This window comes from Hydrogenophaga sp. (genome assembly GCF_030656115.1).
In the GTDB taxonomy this organism is placed as follows: Bacteria; Pseudomonadota; Gammaproteobacteria; order Burkholderiales; family Burkholderiaceae_C; genus Hydrogenophaga.
Genome location: NZ_JAUSOO010000190.1, coordinates 1 through 18,432 on the forward strand (window position 1 = coordinate 1; position 18,432 = coordinate 18,432).

Sequence of the window (18,432 nt, forward strand, 5' to 3'; positions counted from 1 at the left end):
ATAAATCCCGAGATTGACGCATCTTGGTGACTCATGCTGCGGCTCTGTCCGTATATTCAGTGCATGAACGCACCCCTGCCCCTGCAAACCCTGCTGCATGCCATGCCCACCGCAGCGCAGCCCGACACCGACCCCCAGGAAACCACCGAGTGGCGTGAAGCCTTCACCGCGCTGGCCGCGACGCAAGGGCCGGAACGCGCGCGTTTTGTGCTCGACGAACTGGCGCGGCTGGCGCGCGAGCAGCGCGTCGGCTGGACCCCGGAACTGTCCACGCCTTACGTCAACAGCATCAGCGTCAACGAGCAGCCGGTGTTCCCCGGCGACCTCGCGATCGAGGAACGCCTGGCCTCGCTGATGCGCTGGAACGCCCTGGCCATGGTAGTGCGCGCCAACCAGGCCGAATCGGGTGGATCGGCCGAACTGGGCGGCCACATCGCCAGTTATGCCAGCGCGGCCGATCTGTTTGAAACCGGCTTCAACCACTTCTTTCACGCACGCGAAGGGCTGGGTGAGGGCCAGCACCGCGGCGACCTGGTTTTTTTCCAGCCGCACAGCGCACCTGGGGTTTATGCACGCGCCTACCTCGAAGGCCGTCTCGACGAGAAAGACCTGGGCTTTTACCGGCAGGAGCTGTCGGCGCCCGGACAGGGCGCGCAAGGCCTGTCCAGCTACCCGCATCCGTATTTGATGCCGGACTTCTGGCAGTTCCCCACCGGCTCCATGGGCATAGGCCCGATCAGTTCGATCTACCACGCGCGTTTCATGCACTACCTGACGCACCGGCGTCTGCTCGACTGTACCGGCCGAAAGGTGTGGGGCGTGTTCGGCGACGGCGAGATGGACGAGCCCGAGAGCATGAGCGCGCTCACGCTGGCCGCGCGCGAGAAGCTGGACAACCTGGTGTGGGTGGTCAACTGCAACCTGCAGCGGCTGGACGGCCCGGTGCGCGGCAACGGCCGCATCATCGACGAGCTGGAAAAGCTGTTCGCTGGCGCGGGCTGGAACGTGATCAAGCTGGTGTGGGGCAGCGACTGGGACGGCCTGTTTGCGCGCGACACCACCGGCGCCCTGGTGCGCGCCTTTGCCAACACGGTGGACGGCCAGATGCAGACCTTCGCCGCCAAGGACGGCCGCTTCAACCGCGACAACTTCTTCGGCCAGAACCCCGATCTGGCGGCCCTGGCCCAGGGCATGACGGACGAGCAGATTGACCGCCTGAAGCGCGGCGGCCACGACCTGGTGAAGATCCACGCCGCGTACGCGGCCGCCGCCGCGCACAGCGGCCAGCCCACGGTGATCCTGGCGCAGACCAAGAAGGGCTACGGCATGGGCGCGGCCGGCCAGGGCAAGATGACCACGCACAGCCAGAAGAAGTTCGACGAGGGCGACCTGATCGAATTCCGCAACCGCTTCAACCTGCCGCTGTCTGATGAGCAGGCCAAGGGCCTGGCCTTCTTCAAACCTGCGGAAGACAGCGCCGAGATGCGCTACCTGCGCGAGCACCGCGCGGCGCTCGGCGGCGCCATGCCCCGGCGCGAGACTGCGTGCGAGGCGGTGCCGGTGCCGTCCATCGACGCCTACGCGCAGTTCGCGCTGAAGGCCGACGGCAAGGAGATGAGCACCACCATGGCTTTTGTGCGCATGCTGGGCACGCTGCTGAAAGACCCGGCGCTGGGGCCGCGCATCGTGCCCATCGTGGCCGACGAGGCGCGCACCTTCGGCATGGCCAATTTGTTCAAGCAGGTGGGCATCTACAGCAGCGTGGGCCAGCGCTACGCGCCGGAAGACATCGGCTCGGTGCTGAGTTACCGCGAAGCGCTGGAAGGGCAGATTCTGGAAGAAGGCATCAGCGAAGCCGGTGCGCTGGCGAGCTGGACGGCCGCAGCCACCAGCTACAGCGTGCACGGCCTGGCCATGTTGCCGTTCTACATTTACTACTCCATGTTCGGCTTCCAGCGCGTGGGCGACGCCATCTGGGCTGCGGCCGATCAGCGCTCGCGCGGTTTCCTGCTGGGCGCCACTTCAGGCCGCACCACGCTGGGCGGTGAAGGCCTGCAGCACCAGGACGGCAGCAGCCACCTGGTGGCGGCCACCATACCCAACTGCAAGGCCTACGACCCGGCGTTTGCGGGTGAGCTGGCGGTGATCGTGGACGCCGGCATGCGCGAGATGCTGGTGGAGCAGAAGGACGTGTTTTATTACGTCACGCTGATGAACGAGAACTACGCCAACCCGGATCTGCCTGAAGGGGCGGCTGAGGGTGTGCTGCGCGGGGGCTATCACTTCGGCAGCTACGGGCCGCAGGGTGGGCAGCGCGTAGCGTTGCTGGGCTCGGGTGCGATCTTCACCGAGGTGGTGAAGGCGGCGCTGCAACTGGCTGAGCAGGGTGTGGGGGTGGATGTGTTCAGTATTACCAGTTGGAGTGAGTTGGCGCGAAACGGGATGGCTTGTGAGGGGGTGCCGTACATCACGCAGCTGCTGGCGCGTGGCGAAGGGCCTGTGGTTGCGGCGACCGACTATGTGCGGGCGGTGCCGGAGAGTGTGCGGGCTTTTGTGCCTGAGGGCCGGCGCTTTTTGACGCTGGGCACCGACGGCTTTGGGCGCAGTGATACGCGGGCGGCGTTGCGGGCGTATTTTGAGGTGGATGCGGCGAGTATTGTGAAGGTGGCGTTGGGGGCGGTGGGATCGTCTGCGGTCTGAACGGCTTCTGCTTTCATCGGCCCTGACTGGCTCCTTCCCCCGCTGGGGGAAGGAGCCAAGTCACATCGGAAAAATCAAACCGCCAACCCGAACTTCTTCGCCCGGTACGCCACCGTCGCCCGACTCACCCCCAGATCACGCGCTGCTGCCGACAGATTGCCGCCGCTGCGGCGGATGGCCTGGCGCAGCAGGGCCAGCTCGGCCTGCTCCAGCGGGCCGCCTGGGGCACCGTTCGCTGCCGTTCGCTCGTCGGGTGCCTTCGCTGCGCCGCGCAGGTTGAGTGTGGCTGGACCGTCTTCGCGCCAGGCCAGCGACAACACGTCCTGCGCGAGCGCCTCGCCGCTGCTGAACAGGTGGTGCACCTCGATCGCCTCGCCGTCGCCCACCAGGATCACGCCGCGCTCCACCAGGTTCTGCAGCTCGCGGATGTTGCCGGGGAAGCCGTAGTTGTACATGGCCTTCACGGCGGCCTGGCTGAAGCCGGCCACGCTGCGGCGGTGGCGCCGGTTGTAGTGCGTGAGGAAATGGCTCATCAGCAGCGGAATGTCGTCGCGCCGGTCGCGCAGCGGCGGCAGGTGGATGGGGAAGACGTTGAGGCGAAAGAACAGGTCTTCGCGGAAGTGGCCTTGGCGCACGGCCTGGCGCAGGTCCACGTTGGTGGCGGCGATCACGCGCACGTCCACCGGGATGGTCTTGCTGCCGCCCACGCGTTCCACTTCGCCCTCCTGCAGTGCGCGCAGCAGCTTGCCTTGGGCCACAAAGCTCAGCGTGCCCACCTCGTCCAGAAACAGCGTGCCACCGTTCGCGCGTTCAAAACGCCCGGCGCGCGAGGTGCCCGCGCCGGTGTAGGCGCCGCGCTCCACGCCAAACAGCTCGGACTCCATCAGCGTTTCGGGTATGGCTGCGCAGTTGATGGCCACAAAGGGTTGATCGGCCCTCGGGCTGATGCGGTGCAGGGTGCTGGCGAACATTTCCTTGCCCACGCCGGACTCGCCGGTGAACAGCACGGTGGCCGTGGTGGGTGCCACGCGGCGCAGCATGTGGCAGGCCGCGTTGAACGAGGACGACGCGCCGACCATGGTCGGGTCCGGGCCCGGGTTGGCGGCGGCGTACGCTTTGAGATCGACAATCGGAGCCACCTGCGGATCGGCTGAAGCGGTGCCCACAAAGGACTGCACGTTCAGGAAACGCAGGTCTTGCTGCACATCGTCCCAGAGCTCGGCCGACCTCCCGATGACGCGGCAATGCGCATCACCCGACGAGCGGCAATTCACCTCGCGGAACACGATGAGGCGCCCGAACAAGGTGCTCACATAGCCCGTGGCATAGCCCACCTGCATCCAGCAGGCGGGCGATCCGCCCACGCCGTAGGCGGCAATGTGTTCGTCGTCTTCGCTGGCGTTGTGCCAGAGGAACTCGCCGTCGTAAGCGCCCGAAATCGCGTCGTAGCTGACGTGCACCACCTCCACCTTGACCATGCCCTCCAGTGCGTGCAGGCGCGTGCCGGCGAGCGCGACCGAGGTCGGGTCGGCGTCGGGCCACTGTTGTCGCACCATCTGGGCATCGCGCGCACCGCTCACGTAGCCTGCCCGCGTGAGCAGGCCGCGCGCCTTGTCCAGACCAATGCTGTCGATCAGCTCGCGCCGCAGCGACCCCATGGCTTCCGTGTGCAGCAGCACCATGCGATGGTCCTGCAGCCAGATGCGGCCGTCGCCCGGCGAGAAGAACAGGCACTCGCTCAGATCGGCCACGGTGGGGTGGCCGGCCTGGCTGATGTTGGTGGCGTCAAAACCTGCCAGGGGCAAGGGCGCGCCTGAGGGCCCCGCTTCGGCCTGCCGCGCGTTCGCGATGCGGGCCAGTTCGGCCAGGGAAATGCGCTTTTTGGGCATGGGTGAAGGTGAATTATTTGATGTTTGGTGAAAATTCAAACATCAAATTTGGTTACCCATCATAAATATGCGGAAGGGTTTCGAACAGCCCAGACCGCCGTTTTTCACCCTAGGGAAACTCCCGATCTTCGCCTCTGAAAAACACGGCTTTTCAACCGCCCGAAAGCCGGTTGTGTGAACGGGCTGGTACGCCCGTTGCAGTTCCTGTGGCACCCACCGCTTGGTGGCGTTCAAGTTCAACAGGAGATGAATCATGGGTGTGAGCGAACAACTGACCTGGCTCGACAGCAGCCTCTGGGACGGCAAGGCCTTTGACGGCCAGTGGACCACCGCGCTGAGCAGCGTGCGCGACGTGAAGGAGCCGGCCACTGGCCAGGTGCTGTCCAGGGTGGGCATTGCCAGTGCGGCCGACATGCGTGCCGCCATCGGCCGTGCGCAAGCGGCCCAGCCCGCCTGGGCCGCCATGGGCCCACGCGAACGCTCGGCCGTGTTCCACCGCGCCGCCGCCCTCTTCCAGCAGCACTTTGGCGAACTGGCCATGACGATTGCCCGCGAAACCGGCGGCATCGTGCCCAAGGGCCAGCACGAGGTGAACGAGTCCATCACGCTGTGCCACCTGGCCGCCGGCCTGCCCATGCAGGCCCAGGGCCAGATACTGCCCAGCGCAGCCGGCCGGATGTCGCTCGCGCGGCGCGTGCCGCACGGCGTGGTGGGCGTGATCTCGCCGTTCAACTTCCCGCTGATCCTGAGCCTGCGCGCGGTGGCCCCGGCGCTGGCGCTGGGCAACGCGGTGGTGCTCAAGCCCGACACGCGCACGCCTGTGAGCGGTGGTTTCATCATCGCCCGCGTGTTTGAAGAAGCCGGCCTGCCCAAGGGCCTGCTGCAGGTGTTGCCGGGCGACGCCGAAGCGGGCGAAGCGCTGGTGGTCGACCCGCGTGTGCCCATGATCGCCTTCACCGGTTCGCCCGGCGTGGGCCGCCGCATCGGCGCGCTGGCCGGTGAGCACCTGAAGAAGGTGTCGCTGGAATTGGGTGGCGCCAACAACCTGATCGTGCTGGAAGACGCCGACCTGGACGCCGCCGCCAGCGCCGCCGCGTTCGGCGCCTGGTTCCACCAGGGCCAGATCTGCATGGCCTCCAACCGCATCCTGGTGCACGAGTCCATTGCCGAAGGCTTCAAGGCGCGCATGGTCGGCAAGGCCACGCACCTGCCGGTGGGCGACGGCGCCAGCGGCCAGGTGGCCCTGGGCCCGATGATCGACGCCAAGCAGTTGAAGCACTTCGACGACGTGATCCAGGACAGCGTGAAGCAGGGCGCCGTGCTCGAAGCCGGCGGCACCTACGAGGGCCTTTGCTACAAGCCCACGGTGCTCTCGGGCGTGAAGCCCGGCATCCGCTCGTTCGACGAAGAGCCCTTCGGCCCGGTGGTCAACCTGGTCACCTTCAGCACCGATGACGAAGCCGTGCAGTTGGCCAACACCAGCCAGGGCGGCCTGGCCGCTGCGGTGATCAGCCCCTCGATCAGCCGCGCCCTGGCCATCGGCCAGCGCCTGCGCGCCGGCATGGTCCACATCAACGACCAGACCGTCTGCGACGAGTGCACCAACCCGTTTGGCGGCCCCGGCATCGGTGGCAACGGCGGCAGCGTGGGCGGCCCGGCCGACATCGACGAGTACACGCAGTGGCAGTGGATCACGGTGAAGGACGCGCCGCCGGCTTTCCCCTTCTGAAGCACCCCCCGCAGCGCTTCGCGCTACCCAGGGGGCGGCACTGGCCGTCCGGCAAAGCCGGCCCGGCGGTGCCCTGGGGTGGTGCTCCGGCACCACGGAAAAGAGCCGATTCACCCGAATCATCCCCAACAACGAGGAGACAAACATGAACAAAACACAAACGAACTTCGGCCGCCGCGACGTGCTGCGCGCCGGTGTGGCCACCGCCGCCGGTGCCGCGCTGCCCATGCTGGCATTTGCCCAGAGCGACACGCTGCGCATCGGCGTGGTCAGCCCCACCTCGGGCCCTCTGGGCATCTTCGGCGAGGGCGACGGCCATGTGCTGGACCTCGTGCGCAAGACCGTGGCCGGCGGCGTGGACGCCGGTGGCAAGCGCCTCAAGGTGGAGTTCATCCACAAGGACACGCAGTCCAACCCGGTGCGCGCCGCGCAGGTGGCCAAAGAGCTGATCAACAGCGACAAGGTGGACCTGGTGCTGTCCACCTCCACGCCGGAAACGGTGAACCCGGTGGCCGATGCCTGCGAGGCCGCCGGCATTCCGGCGCTGTCCACCACCTCGCCGTGGGAGGCGTTCTACTTCGGTCGCGGCGCCAAGCCGGGCGAGCCTTCGCCGTTCAAGTGGACCTACCACTTCTCCTTCGGCGTGGGCAACTTCGCCAAGCTGTATGCCGACCAGTGGAGCAAGGTGCCCACCAACAAGAAAGTGGGCATGCTGCTGCCGGCCGACGCCGACGGCAACGCGATCCGCGGCCTGCTGATTCCGGCGCTGCAGAAGGCCGGCTTCACCGTGGTCGACGCCGGCCCGTACCAGAACGGCGTGGCCGACTTCTCGGCCCAGATCGCGCTGTTCAAGAAGGAAGGCGTGGAGATCTTCAACACCTTCCCCTTCCCGCCCGACTTCGCGGTGTTCTGGCGCCAGGCGGCGCAACGCGGCCTGGCACAGCAGGTGAAGGTGGTGCAGCTGGCCAAGGCCGGTCTGTTCGCCGCCGAGCTGGACGCGCTGGGCACGCTGGGCCACGGCCTGCACGCCGGCGCCTACTGGCACCGCAGTTTCCCGTTCCAGTCGTCGGCCACCGGCCTGAGCTGCGAGCAACTGGCGGCCAGTTACGAGAAAGCCAGCGGCAAGGCCTGGAACCAGCAGCTCGGCGCCACCGCCTCGTTGTTCGACGCCGCGCTGGCCGCCGTGCGCGCCTGCCCCAACCCCAAGGACCGCACGGCGATGGCGCAGGCACTGGCCACGCTGAAAGCAGAGACCGCCGTGGGCCTGGTGGACTTCACCGCCGGCCCGGTGCCCAACTGCACCCCCACCGGTCTGGTGGGCGTGCAGTGGGTGCGTGCCAAGCCGGGCTCGAAGGCGAAGTTCGACATCGAGATCGTCTCCAACGCGGACCACCCGCGTGTGGCGACCACCGCAAAGATGAGTGCTTACGCGATGGGCAAGGGCTGACTCCGTGACTGGCGCCTTCCCCCGCTGGGGGAAGGCGCCAAACCACAGCACGCTTGTTTCCGCCCGCGCGGGCATTTTTCTCTTCTCTTTCCATTCTTCGATTGAAAACCATCATGGATCTCTTGAGCGGTAAAGGCATCGTCAAGCGCTTTGGCAGCCTGCAGGTGCTGCACGGTGTGGACATCACGATCCGGCGCGGTGAGGCGCTGGGTGTGGTGGGGCCGAACGGCGCGGGCAAGACCACCTTGTTCGGCGTGCTGGCCGGCACGCTGCCGGCCACCGAAGGGGTGGTGCACTTTGAAGGCCAGGACATCAGCGCCTGGACCGCGGCCACGCGCTGCCGCCACGGCATCGCGCGCACGCACCAGGTGCCGCGCCCCTTCCTGGGCATGTCGGTGCTGGAGAACACATTGGTGGCCGCGCAACACGGCGCGGCCCTGCGCGGCGCGGCGGCCGTGAAACAGGCGCAAGACGCGCTGGACCGCGTGGGCCTGGGCGCGCTGGCGGCGCGACCCACTGCCACGCTGGGCCTGCTGGACCGCAAGCGCCTGGAACTCGCGCGCACCCTGGCCACCCGGCCCACGGTGCTGCTGCTCGACGAGATCGGCGGCGGGCTCACCGAGGGTGAACTGCACCTGCTCGTGGACCTCATCGGCACGCTGCGCGACGACGGCCTGACCATCGTCTGGATCGAACACGTGCTGCATGCGCTGCTGCGCGTGATCAACCGCCTGGTCTGCATGGACGCCGGGGCCGTGCTGGCCGAAGGCGCGCCCCACGAGGTGATGGCCAATCCGCTCGTGATGAGTGCCTACCTCGGAGGCGTCGCAGCATGAGCGAGTCACTGCTGGACGTACAAGGCCTGCGCGCGGCGCACGGCCAGCTGGTCGCCGTGCGCGACCTGGGCTTTTCCATCGCGCGCGGCGAGGTGGTGGCCCTGATCGGCGCCAACGGCGCGGGCAAGACCACGCTGCTGCGTTGCCTGGCGGGCGTGCACCCCAGCGCCGCGGGGCGGGTGATGCTCGACGGCACGGACATCACCGCGCTGCTGGCCCACCAGCGCGTGCGGCGCGGCCTGGCCATGGTGCCCGAAGGTCGGCGCCTGTTTGACGACATGAGCGTGCGCGAGAACCTGCGCGTGGCGGGCGACCACGGTCGGGCGGGTGACTGGACGATCCAGAAGGTGCTGGACGCGCTGCCCGCACTGCCACCCATCATCGACCGGCCGGCTGGCGCGCTCTCCGGTGGCCAGCGCCAGGCCGCCGCCATTGGCCGCGCACTCATGACCAACCCCGACGTGCTGCTGCTCGACGAGGTGTCGCTGGGCCTGTCGCCGCTGGCGGTGGAAGAGGTCTACCGCAACCTGGCCCACCTGCGCGAGGCCGGGCGCACCAGCCTGCTGCTGGTGGAGCAGGACCTGTCGCGCGCCATGGCCTTCGCCGACCGCGTGTTGTGCCTGCGCGAGGGCCGCATCGTGCTGCAGGGCCCTGCGGATTCCCTCACCCGCGAAGCCGTCACGGCGGCGTATTTCGGCGTTGAAGTCGACGTTCAGGCCGAGCGCCCCATGGAGACACAAGCATGATCGAAGCCCTGATCCAGGGCCTGCTGCTGGGGGGCTTCTACGCCATCCTCGCGGCCGGCCTGTCCCTGATGTTCGGCGTCATGCGCATCATCAACCTCGCGCACGGCGACCTGGCCATCGTCGGTGCTTTTGGCGTGCTCGCGCTCACCGAACGTTTCGGCCTCTCGCCCTGGCTGGCACTGGCGCTGGTGCTGCCGGTGATGGCGCTGGTGGGCATCGGCCTGCAGCGCTGGCTGTTTGCCCGCACGCTGCGTGCCGGCATCCTGCTGCCGCTGCTGGTCACCTTCGGTCTGGGCGCGGTGCTGCAGAACGCGCTGTACGGCGTGTTCGGCTCCGAGGCGCGCTCGCTGGGCAACGCGCTGGGCGATCTGGCCTGGGCCAGCTGGGAGTTGCCCGGCGGCATCATCGTCGGCCAGTTGCCGGTGATCATTTTCGTGATCGCGGTGGCGGTGCTGGCCGGGCTTCAACTCATGCTCAGCTACACCCGGCTGGGCCGCGCCATCCGCGCCGCCGCCAGCGACCCCGAGGCCGCTGCGTTGTGCGGTGTGGACGCCACGCGCGTGCACCGCGCGGCCGCCGCCATTGCGGTGGCCCTGGCCGGGCTGGCCGGCGCGCTGCTGGCCATGCAGGCCACGGTGGAACCCTATGGCGGGCCGATGCTGCTGATCCAGGCCTTCGAGGCGGTGGTCATCGGCGGCATCGGGTCGCTGTGGGGCACGCTGCTGGGCGGTGTGTTGCTGGGCGTGGCGCAGAGCCTGGGCGCGCTGTGGTCACCGCAGGGCTTCCAGCTCGCCGGCCACCTGCTGTTTCTGGCCGTGCTGGGCGCGCGCCTGTGGCGCCAGCACCGCCACCAATTGGGCAGCCCTGCGTTGCCGCGCTGGCGCCATGCGAGTGCACGAAAGGCGGTGCGCGCATGAACACGAGCAAACAATTCGGCGTGGCGTTCGCCGCCGTGCTGCTGCTGGCCTGCGTGCCGGCCTTTGCGGGCGCCTCGGTGGTGGACAAGCTCACCACGCTCTTCATCTACATGCTGCTGGCCACCACCTGGAACCTGATGGCCGGTTACGCGGGTCTGGTGTCGGTGGGCCAGCAAGCGTTCTTTGGCCTGGGTGGCTACCTGGCACTGCGCCTGGTGGACGGCGGCCTGCCGGCCTACCCCGCGCTGCTGGCCGGCGCCCTGGGGGCGGCGCTGCTGGCCTGGGTGCTGTCGTTCTACGTGCTGCGGTTGAAAGAGGGCGAGTTCGCCATCGGCACCTGGGTCGTGGCCGAGGTGATCCGCATCCTCGTGATGCTGGACCCGCTGATCCAGGGCGAAACCGGCACCTCGCTGATCGCGCTCAACGCGGTGGAGCCCGAGCTGCGCCGCAGCATCGGCTACTGGTTCGCGCTGGCCGCGCTGGCCGGCATGGCGCTGGCCATGGCCGTGCTGCTGCGCAGCCACGTGGGCACCGCCGCCCGGGCCATTGGTGACGACGACGAGGCCGCCGCCTCGCTGGGCGTGCGCGTGCTGCGCACCCGCCAGGCGATCTATGTGCTGGCCGCGTTCGGTGCGGCGCTGGCCGGCGTGGCTTGGCTGGCCAGCGCCATCACCTTCCTGCCGCGCACCAACTTCGGCGTGCAGTGGTCGGTGCTGATGCTGTTCATGGTGCTGGTGGGCGGCCTGCGCAGCGGGCCCGGCCCCTACATCGGCGCGCTGCTGCTGTTTGCGCTGCAGGAATTCATGGGCGACTTCGGCGCCTGGTACCTCGCTGGCCTGGGCGCGGCCGCCGCCGGCTGCGCGCTGTTTCTGCCGCAAGGGCTGTGGGGCGCGCTGAGTCCCCGTTTGTCGCGGCTCTTCACCCGGCCTCACGTTTCTTCTTCCCTCTCCACCCCCCAAGAAAGGACTGCCCCATGAACCTCCAAGGAAAAACCATCGTCGTCACGGGCTGCGGCTCGGGCATCGGCTCGGACTTCGCCAAGCTGGCCCGTCTGCAGGGCGCGCGCGTGATCGGCGTGGACCGCAACGACCCCATGCTCACGCTGGACGGTTTCGTCAAGATCGACCTGGGCGACCCGGCGGCCATCGACGCGGCCATGGCCCAACTGCCCGCGCACATCGACGCGCTGGCCAACATCGCCGGTGTGCCCGGCACGGCGCCCGCCGAGCTGGTGGGCCAGGTCAACTTCCTGGGCCTGCGCCACTTCACGCAGCGCGTGATGGAGCGCATGGGCGAAGGCGGCTCGGTCGTCAACATCTCGTCCATCCTGGGTGCCGAATGGCCGGCCCGACTGGAACCGCACCGCGAGCTCGGCGCCACGCCCAGCTTCGAGGCCGGCGCCGCCTGGCTCGCCCAGCACCCGGTGCCGCAGGAGACCTGCTACCAGTACTTCAAGGAAGCGCTGATCGTCTGGACCTACACCCAGTCGCAGAAGGTGTTCCTGGAACGCGGCATCCGCATGAACTGCGTGGCCCCCGGCCCGGTGTTCACGCCCATCCTGGGCGACTTCGTGCAGATGCTGGGCAACGAGCGCGTGGAGAAAGACGCGCACCGCATGAAGCGCCCCGCCTTCAGCGACGAGGTGGCGCCGGTGATTGCGTTCCTGTGCAGCGACGCGTCGCGCTGGGTCAGCGGCATCAACCTGCCGGTGGACGGCGGGCTGGCTTCGACCTACATCTGAACGGAGGCCGCCGTGCGCACAACAACACGTCATTGGCACGCGCTGGCCGTCGCCGTGTGGACGACTTCGAGCGCACTGACTGCCTGGGCCCAGGGCAGCGAGCGACCGATTCGCGTAGGCGCTGTCAGTGCGCTTGCGGCCCAGGCTGGTTTTCCTGAATCGTCCAGAGCGGCCGAGCGCTACTTTGATGCCGTCAACGCCGCCGGTGGCGTGAACGGGCGCCGCATCGAATACGTGTCTCTGGATGAAGGCACGGCACCCCCCATGGCAGCCAGCGCGGCCAGAAAGTTGGTGGCAGATCCCGAGGTGGTTGCGCTGGTGGGTGGGTCGGGGCTGCTCGACTGCTCCGTCAATGCAGCCACCTACGCCGAAGCGGGTCTGGTGTCGCTGCAAGGTGCATCGGTGGCACCCGAGTGTTTCGCCTCGTCGCACATCGTTCCCATGAACAACGGGCCCTACCTTGGCCTGGAGAACGCCATGGCCTTTGCGGTCGAAAACCTGAAACACCAACGGGTCTGCGTGACCATTCTGGACCTGCCCGGCATGGCGACCGGGTACAAGCGATCGCTCGATCGCCTGAAGGCCTCGTTGAAGTCGGCACTGGACGATGTTGCCTATCTGCAGCCGGAGGCGAACTTTGCCGACGCCGTTCGTGAGCGCCTGGCGCGCGGTTGTGGTGCCGTGGTCTTCACCGGCCATGAGCCCACCGTGCTGCAGTGGCTGGACGCAGCTCAGAAGCAGGGCATGGGAAACGTCGACTGGATTTTTCTCACCCCGGCCTACACCGACCGGGTGGCCAAAGCCATCCACTCACCGAATGCGCGCGTGTACGCGATGGCGGAATTCGAACCCTGGCAGAGCGCGTCGCTGGCGATGCTGGACTGGAAGCGCGTCATGCGCCAAGGCGGGCTGCCGCTGAGCGCGCTGGCGCAGGGCGGTTACGTCTCGGCGCAGGTGTTCGTGCGCGTGGCACGCCGGATCCAGGGGCCCATCACCCGCGCAAGTTTCGCCCAGGCCTTGCGCGACCTGCCGGCCACCGAACTCTCGTTTCTGGGCATGCCGTTTCAGGTCGGGCAGGCACAGGCCCATGCCCCCAACCGCGCCAGCCTGCCTGTGACCTGGCGCAACGGCCACTGGAAGATCGCGGCCTCGGTCTGGATACAGGCGCCGCCACTGGCAACTGCCGCAACGGCCGCAACAGGCGCTCGCTGATTCATCACCCTTTATTTCAACCACCAGAGGAGACTTCATGACAAAAACCTGGCTGCTCATGGGCGCCGCCGCCCTGCTCACCGCCGCCTCGCCGTCGTTTGCCACCGAGGGCGGAGGTTCCACCCATCCCGTCGGTGCCGAGAACCCTCTGGCGGGCGCCGCACCGCCGCCGGGCATCTGTGTGCGGGCGTGCGTCCACGGCGACAGCGCCAGGCTGGCCAGGGAGTCCGGTGTGCGTGCGCGCACGCAGGGCACGCAGTTCTGGGGCAAGACCACCATTTCCGTCTGAGGCATCTGCCATGAACGACCTATTCGTTTTGATCGATGGCGGCAGGGTTCGCTACTGGGACAGCGGCGGCACGGGGCCTGCGGTGCTGATGACGCACGGTATTGCCGAGTCGCTGGAGTTCTGGCACCGGCAGTTCGATGACCTGGGCCAGGCCTTGCGCCTGATCGCCTGGGACATGCCCGGACATGGCCTGTCGGATGAACTCGCCACCGCCGTGCGCCTGGAGGAGCAAGCCGGGGTGGCCTGGAAGCTCCTGGACCAACTGGGGGTTGACCGGGTGCATCTGGTGGGCAACTCGCTGGGGGCGGCCATGTCCCTGCGCATGGCCGACCAGATGCCTGCTCGCGTCTCATCCCTGGTGCTGTGCAACTCGGCCGCTTTGGGCGCCGAGGTGTTCGGTGCGTTCAAAGTGATGACGCTGCCCTGGCTGGGCGAGCTGATGAACCGGCCCGGCCCCATGGCGGTGGCGCAACAGATCAAGGCCATCGTCCTCAAGCCCGAGGCGATCACGCCGCAGGTGCGTGCAGCCATCGAGCGCAATGTGCACCGGCCAGGCGCTGGGGCCCACTTTCTGAAACTGCTGCGCGCGTTGACCTCGCTGCGCGGCCAGCGACAGGAGGTCTGGTCCCGTTCACATCAGATTCTGCGTGGCCTGGGCATGCCGACGCGGATCGTTCATGGTGAGCAGGATGTGGTGCTGCCGATCGCCCACGCCGTCACGGCGCAGGGTCTGTGCAAGGGCTCGGAACTGGTGCGGCTCCAGGACTGCGGTCACACCCCACAGCTTGAACAACCCGAGGTTTTCAATGCGCTGCTGCGCAAATGGTTTCTGTAATCCCTGTGCCGGCATTGCCGCCACCCTCTTGACCCAGGAGATCCCATGACTGTCACGACCACGCTCCCCAGCGCACCCATGGACCCCGGCCTCGCCGGTTTTCTGGCCCATGCCGCCGCACAAGGCAACCCGCCGCTGGAATCCCTGCCGCCTGAAATCGGGCGCCAGATCTACCGCGACCTGGCCGCGGGCCTGGGCTTGCCGCCGCCGGTGGTCGCCACGGAGGACCGCCAGATCGCGGGCCCTGGCGGACCGCTCAAGCTGCGCATCTACCACCCCGACGCGCCCGGGACACTGCCCGCGCTGTTCTATGTGCACGGCGGCGGCTTCGTGATCGGCGACCTGGAGACCCACGACACGGTGTGCCGCACCCTGTGCCACAACGTGGGCGCCGTGGTGGTGGCGGTGGACTACCGGCTCGCGCCGGAGCACCCGTTTCCCGCCGCCGTGGACGATGTGGTCTGCGTGCTGCAGTGGCTGGCAGCGCATGCGCCCGCGATGCGCGTCGATCCGTCGCGCATCGCCCTGGCGGGCGACAGCGCGGGGGGCCAGCTGGCCACGGTCGCCTGCCTGCGCACGGCCGGCGCGATCGCACCGCGCGCCCTGGGCCTGATCTATCCGGTGGCGCAGCACCACAGCGAGCCCAGCGCCTCGATGGCAGAAAACGGCGAGGGCAAGTTCCTCACCCTCGGCGTCATGCAATGGTTCTTGGACAGCTACCTGGGTGGCCGCAGCGAACTCAAGCGGCACCCGGACTTCGCCCTGCTGAGCGCACCCACACTGGCCACCCTGCCAGCCACCTGGGTCGCCACCATGGGCCACGATCCGCTGCGCGACGAAGGCCATGCGCTGGCGCAACGCATCGAGCAATCGGGCGTGGTCACCGAACACCGCCACTACCCGGGCGCCATCCACGCCTGCATCCACTTCACCGCCGTGTCGCCGGTGGGCTCACAGGTGATGGCCGATCTGTGCGCCTGGCTGCGGGACCGGTTGGCCAACCCGGGCACCGGTCACTGATACGGGTTCGCCTTCAAACGCACCACGGCGTTGGTTCGCCTTGCCGTGCCACAGCACTCTCTGCGGCTCCCGCCTGGTTCTGCGCTTGAAGGCGAACCCGTGTGAAGCACACGGCCCCCGCCCACCCGATGACCCACCGCAGACCCCGGTCTCGCGCGGATGGGCGGTGCCGTGCGGGTGCGGCCATGGGCATCAGGCCATGCGTTGGCCCGACTTCTGGTCAAACCAGCTGACGTGGCTGGCCTGGATGTCCAGGCCCACGCGGTCACCGGGGTTCACGCGCACCTGCGGCGCGGTGCGCACGGTGACGTCGCCCGCAGCGGTCTTGATGACGACGTAGGTGTCGGCGCCGGTGGGCTCGACCACGCTGACCTCGCCGCGCCAGGCGGCGCTGTCGTTGAAGGCGATGTGTTCGGGCCGCAAGCCCAGCAGCGCGCGGCTGCCGCTGGCGGCCGGGCAGGCCAGTGGCAGCTCGGTACCGAGGATGCCGAACCCGTGGCCGTTGGACGCGGCCAGGCACTGGCCTTCGATGAGGTTCATGGTGGGCGAACCGATGAAGGTGGCCACGTAGGTGTTGGCCGGGCGGTTGTAAATGTCGTCCGGCGTGCCCAGCTGCTGCAGGATGCCGTCTTTCATCACCGCGATGCGGCTGCCCAGCGTCATGGCCTCGATCTGGTCGTGGGTCACGTACACGCTGGTGATGCCACTGGCCTGGTGCAGGCGCTTGATTTCGGCGCGCATTTCCACGCGCAGCTTGGCGTCCAGGTTGGACAGCGGCTCGTCAAACACAAACAGCTGTGGCTGGCGCGCCAGCGCCCGGCCCATGGCCACGCGCTGGCGCTGCCCGCCCGAGAGCTGGCTGGGGCGGCGGTCCAGCAGGTGCTCGATCTGCAACATGGCGGCCACTTCGTCAATGCGTTTTTTGCGCTCGGGTTTGGGCACCTTGCGCATTTCCAGCGCGAAGCCAATGTTGTCGGCCACGCTCATGGTGGGGTAGAGCGCGTAGCTCTGGAACACCATGGCGATGTCGCGCTGCGCCGGGGCCACGCCCACCACGTTGCGCCCGGCGATGTTGATGGCGCCTTCGGTGGGTTCTTCCAGCCCGGCAATGATGCTGAGCAGGGTGGACTTGCCGCAGCCCGAGGGGCCGACGAGGATGAGAAATTCACCGGGTGCGACGGCGATGTCGATTTTTTTCAACACCTCCACCGCCCTGTCGCCTTTGCCGAAACACTTGCGAACGCCTTGAATGTCGAGTGACGAAGCCATGATGTTGTCCTTAACCTTTGACGGCGCCAGCGGTGAGGCCGCGCACAAAATACCGACCCGCCAGCACATACACCGCCACCGTGGGCAGCGCCGCGATGAGGGCAGCGGCCATGTCCACGTTGTAGGCCTTCACGCTGCTGGTGGTGTTGGCCAGGTTGTTCAGGCCCACGGTGACGGGCTTGGAGTCGGCACCGCTGAAGGCGACGCCGAACAGAAAGTCGTTCCAGATTTGGGTGAACTGCCAGATGAGCGTGACCATGACGATGGGGGTGGACATGGGCACGATGATGCGAAAGAAAATTTGCCAAAAACCCGCTCCGTCCAGCCGCGCTGCGTTCAGCAATTCACCCGGCACGGCGGCGTAGTAGTTGCGGAAAAACAGCGTGGTGCTGGGCAGACCGGCGAGGCAGTGCACAAAGATCAAACCGCCGATGGTGCTGGAAATGCCCATCCAGCCCAGCACCTGGCTCATGGGCAGCAGCACCACCTGAAACGGCATGAACACGCCAAACAGCAGCAGGCCAAAGAAGGTTTCGCTGCCGCGAAACTTCCACAGGCTCAACACATAGCCGTTGAGCGCGCCCCACACGGTGGAGATCAGCACGGCGGGAATCGCCATCCACACCGAGTTCCAGAAGAACGGCTCCAAGCCTTTGCACTCCACGCCGGTGCAGGCGGTGGACCAGGCCTGGCCCCAGGCCGAAAAATTCAGACTGCCGGGCAGGCTCAGCAAATTGCCGTTGCGGATTTCGTCAGCGTCTTTGAGCGAGGTGACCACCATCACATACAGCGGTGCCAAAAAGAAGGCGGCACCCACCAGCAGCGTGGTCATGAGCGCAAAGCGCCCAAAAGGGAATCTAGCGGTCATGGGGTTTGCTCCTCAGCTCGCTGTACAAATACGGGACCACAATCGCCGCCACGGTGACCAGCATGATGGTGGCGCTGGCGGCACCCAGGCCAATCTGGCCGCGGGTAAAGCTCATGGCAAACATGAAGGTGGCGGGCACGTCGGTGGCGTAGCCGGGGCCGCCCGATGTGAGCGCCATCACCAGGTCAAAACTCTTGATGGCCAGGTGGGCCAGCACCATCAAGGTGGAAAAGAACACCGGTCGCAAGGCGGGCAACACGATGCGCAGGTAAATGCGGGGCAAGGAAGCACCGTCGATCTGTGCGGCCTTGATGATGCTGTCGTCCACACCACGCAAGCCAGCCAGAAACAGCGCCATGGCAAAGCCCGCCGACTGCCAGACGCCGGCAATCACCACGCAGTAAATGGCCATGTCGGACTGGACCAGCCAGTCGAACGTAAAGCTGGTCCAGCCCATGTCCTGCACCATTTTTTGCAGGCCTTCGCTGGGGTTCAAAATCCATTTCCAGGCGGTGCCGGTCACCACGAACGACAAGGCCATGGGGTAGAGGTAGATGGTGCGGATGAAGCCTTCGCCGCGCACCTTCTGGTCCAGCAGCACGGCCAGAAACACGCCGAGTGCCATCGACACGCCGACATACAGCACGCCAAAAATGGCCAGGTTCTTCAGGGCGACCCACCAGCGGTCCATTTCCCACAGACGCTCGTACTGGGCCAGCCCCACCAGTTCGTAGTTGGGCAACATGCGCGATGCCGTCACGGACAGCAGCCCGTTCCAGACCATGAAGCCGTAAATAAAGGCCAGGCCGAGTACAAAGGCGGGCGCCAGTACCAGCTTGGGCAGGAGGTTGTCGGGTATTTTGGGCATGGGAGGTTCTGGCACGGACACCCTGGGGCGCCCGTGCCTGACTCGCTGATGGGGCTTCGGGAAGCC

16 protein-coding genes are annotated in these 18,432 nt (G+C 67.3%); 12 read left to right on the forward strand and 4 right to left on the reverse strand.

Annotated features, from left to right (window positions below):
* Window positions 1-63: 63 nt before the first annotated feature.
* Complete coding sequence (mdeB, locus tag Q7J58_RS22830) at window positions 64-2,700, forward strand: alpha-ketoglutarate dehydrogenase (protein ID WP_304832408.1); 2,637 nt, start codon at window positions 64-66, stop codon at window positions 2,698-2,700.
* A gap of 74 nt (window positions 2,701-2,774) precedes the next feature.
* On the opposite strand, the gene Q7J58_RS22835 is transcribed toward mdeB, so the two are convergent.
* On the reverse strand, window positions 2,775-4,589 hold the full coding sequence (locus tag Q7J58_RS22835) for a sigma-54-dependent Fis family transcriptional regulator (protein ID WP_304832410.1): 1,815 nt from the start codon (window positions 4,587-4,589) through the stop codon (window positions 2,775-2,777).
* Between the two features lie 253 nt (window positions 4,590-4,842).
* On the opposite strand from Q7J58_RS22835, the gene Q7J58_RS22840 reads away from it, so the two are divergent.
* The 11 genes from Q7J58_RS22840 (at window position 4,843) to Q7J58_RS22890 (ending at window position 15,361) form a co-directional block, all read left to right on the forward strand.
* Window positions 4,843-6,318 (forward strand): benzaldehyde dehydrogenase, encoded by a 1,476-nt coding sequence (locus tag Q7J58_RS22840; protein ID WP_304832412.1) that lies wholly within the window; start codon window positions 4,843-4,845, stop codon window positions 6,316-6,318.
* A gap of 145 nt (window positions 6,319-6,463) precedes the next feature.
* Entirely contained in the window at window positions 6,464-7,765 is a 1,302-nt protein-coding gene (locus Q7J58_RS22845) for an ABC transporter substrate-binding protein (protein ID WP_304832413.1), read from the forward strand.
* A 113-nt stretch (window positions 7,766-7,878) separates the two neighbouring features.
* Window positions 7,879-8,601, forward strand: coding sequence for an ABC transporter ATP-binding protein (locus Q7J58_RS22850; protein ID WP_304832415.1), 723 nt, complete (start codon window positions 7,879-7,881; stop codon window positions 8,599-8,601).
* On the forward strand, window positions 8,598-9,347 hold the full coding sequence (locus tag Q7J58_RS22855; protein ID WP_304832417.1) for an ABC transporter ATP-binding protein: 750 nt from the start codon (window positions 8,598-8,600) through the stop codon (window positions 9,345-9,347). The genes Q7J58_RS22850 and Q7J58_RS22855 overlap by 4 nt, the downstream gene beginning before the upstream one ends.
* Window positions 9,344-10,264 carry a branched-chain amino acid ABC transporter permease gene (locus Q7J58_RS22860; RefSeq protein ID WP_304832419.1) on the forward strand — a complete coding sequence of 307 codons (921 nt, stop codon included), beginning with the start codon at window positions 9,344-9,346 and terminating at the stop codon, window positions 10,262-10,264. The genes Q7J58_RS22855 and Q7J58_RS22860 overlap by 4 nt, the downstream gene beginning before the upstream one ends.
* The gene (locus Q7J58_RS22865) at window positions 10,261-11,241 is read left to right on the forward strand and encodes a branched-chain amino acid ABC transporter permease (RefSeq protein WP_304832420.1); all 981 of its coding nucleotides are present in this window, start codon (window positions 10,261-10,263) and stop codon (window positions 11,239-11,241) included. The genes Q7J58_RS22860 and Q7J58_RS22865 overlap by 4 nt, the downstream gene beginning before the upstream one ends.
* Window positions 11,238-12,005 carry a coniferyl-alcohol dehydrogenase gene (locus Q7J58_RS22870; RefSeq protein WP_304832422.1) on the forward strand — a complete coding sequence of 256 codons (768 nt, stop codon included), beginning with the start codon at window positions 11,238-11,240 and terminating at the stop codon, window positions 12,003-12,005. Before Q7J58_RS22865 ends, Q7J58_RS22870 begins: the two co-directional genes overlap by 4 nt.
* Window positions 12,006-12,017: 12 nt before the next feature.
* The gene (locus Q7J58_RS22875) at window positions 12,018-13,217 is read left to right on the forward strand and encodes an ABC transporter substrate-binding protein (protein ID WP_304832423.1); all 1,200 of its coding nucleotides are present in this window, start codon (window positions 12,018-12,020) and stop codon (window positions 13,215-13,217) included.
* Between the two features lie 37 nt (window positions 13,218-13,254).
* Entirely contained in the window at window positions 13,255-13,506 is a 252-nt protein-coding gene (locus Q7J58_RS22880) for a hypothetical protein (RefSeq protein ID WP_304832424.1), read from the forward strand.
* A 10-nt stretch (window positions 13,507-13,516) separates the two neighbouring features.
* The gene (locus Q7J58_RS22885; RefSeq protein ID WP_304832426.1) at window positions 13,517-14,341 is read left to right on the forward strand and encodes an alpha/beta fold hydrolase; all 825 of its coding nucleotides are present in this window, start codon (window positions 13,517-13,519) and stop codon (window positions 14,339-14,341) included.
* 45 nt (window positions 14,342-14,386) lie between these two features.
* Window positions 14,387-15,361, forward strand: a complete 975-nt coding sequence (locus Q7J58_RS22890) for an alpha/beta hydrolase (RefSeq protein ID WP_304832428.1) — start codon at window positions 14,387-14,389, stop codon at window positions 15,359-15,361.
* 192 nt (window positions 15,362-15,553) lie between these two features.
* Here the strand turns inward: Q7J58_RS22890 and Q7J58_RS22895 are convergent, their stop codons facing one another.
* The 3 genes from Q7J58_RS22895 to Q7J58_RS22905 are packed head-to-tail and all read right to left on the reverse strand — an operon-like array spanning window position 15,554 to window position 18,366.
* The gene (locus Q7J58_RS22895) at window positions 15,554-16,630 is read right to left on the reverse strand and encodes an ABC transporter ATP-binding protein (RefSeq protein ID WP_304832430.1); all 1,077 of its coding nucleotides are present in this window, start codon (window positions 16,628-16,630) and stop codon (window positions 15,554-15,556) included.
* Window positions 16,631-16,640: 10 nt separating this feature from the next.
* Window positions 16,641-17,498, reverse strand: coding sequence for a carbohydrate ABC transporter permease (locus Q7J58_RS22900; RefSeq protein ID WP_304832432.1), 858 nt, complete (start codon window positions 17,496-17,498; stop codon window positions 16,641-16,643).
* On the reverse strand, window positions 17,488-18,366 hold the full coding sequence (locus tag Q7J58_RS22905) for a sugar ABC transporter permease (protein ID WP_304832434.1): 879 nt from the start codon (window positions 18,364-18,366) through the stop codon (window positions 17,488-17,490). Before Q7J58_RS22905 ends, Q7J58_RS22900 begins: the two co-directional genes overlap by 11 nt.
* Between the last annotated feature and the right edge of the window lie 66 nt (window positions 18,367-18,432).

Coding starts and splice junctions, on each gene's coding strand:
- mdeB (WP_304832408.1), top strand. CDS start 64: ATGAACGCACCCCTGCCCCTGCAAACCCTGCTGCATGCCATGCCCACC.
- Q7J58_RS22835 (WP_304832410.1), bottom strand. CDS start 4,589: ATGCCCAAAAAGCGCATTTCCCTGGCCGAACTGGCCCGCATCGCGAAC.
- Q7J58_RS22840 (WP_304832412.1), top strand. CDS start 4,843: ATGGGTGTGAGCGAACAACTGACCTGGCTCGACAGCAGCCTCTGGGAC.
- Q7J58_RS22845 (WP_304832413.1), top strand. CDS start 6,464: ATGAACAAAACACAAACGAACTTCGGCCGCCGCGACGTGCTGCGCGCC.
- Q7J58_RS22850 (WP_304832415.1), top strand. CDS start 7,879: ATGGATCTCTTGAGCGGTAAAGGCATCGTCAAGCGCTTTGGCAGCCTG.
- Q7J58_RS22855 (WP_304832417.1), top strand. CDS start 8,598: ATGAGCGAGTCACTGCTGGACGTACAAGGCCTGCGCGCGGCGCACGGC.
- Q7J58_RS22860 (WP_304832419.1), top strand. CDS start 9,344: ATGATCGAAGCCCTGATCCAGGGCCTGCTGCTGGGGGGCTTCTACGCC.
- Q7J58_RS22865 (WP_304832420.1), top strand. CDS start 10,261: ATGAACACGAGCAAACAATTCGGCGTGGCGTTCGCCGCCGTGCTGCTG.
- Q7J58_RS22870 (WP_304832422.1), top strand. CDS start 11,238: ATGAACCTCCAAGGAAAAACCATCGTCGTCACGGGCTGCGGCTCGGGC.
- Q7J58_RS22880 (WP_304832424.1), top strand. CDS start 13,255: ATGACAAAAACCTGGCTGCTCATGGGCGCCGCCGCCCTGCTCACCGCC.
- Q7J58_RS22885 (WP_304832426.1), top strand. CDS start 13,517: ATGAACGACCTATTCGTTTTGATCGATGGCGGCAGGGTTCGCTACTGG.
- Q7J58_RS22890 (WP_304832428.1), top strand. CDS start 14,387: ATGACTGTCACGACCACGCTCCCCAGCGCACCCATGGACCCCGGCCTC.
- Q7J58_RS22895 (WP_304832430.1), bottom strand. CDS start 16,630: ATGGCTTCGTCACTCGACATTCAAGGCGTTCGCAAGTGTTTCGGCAAA.
- Q7J58_RS22900 (WP_304832432.1), bottom strand. CDS start 17,498: ATGACCGCTAGATTCCCTTTTGGGCGCTTTGCGCTCATGACCACGCTG.
- Q7J58_RS22905 (WP_304832434.1), bottom strand. CDS start 18,366: ATGCCCAAAATACCCGACAACCTCCTGCCCAAGCTGGTACTGGCGCCC.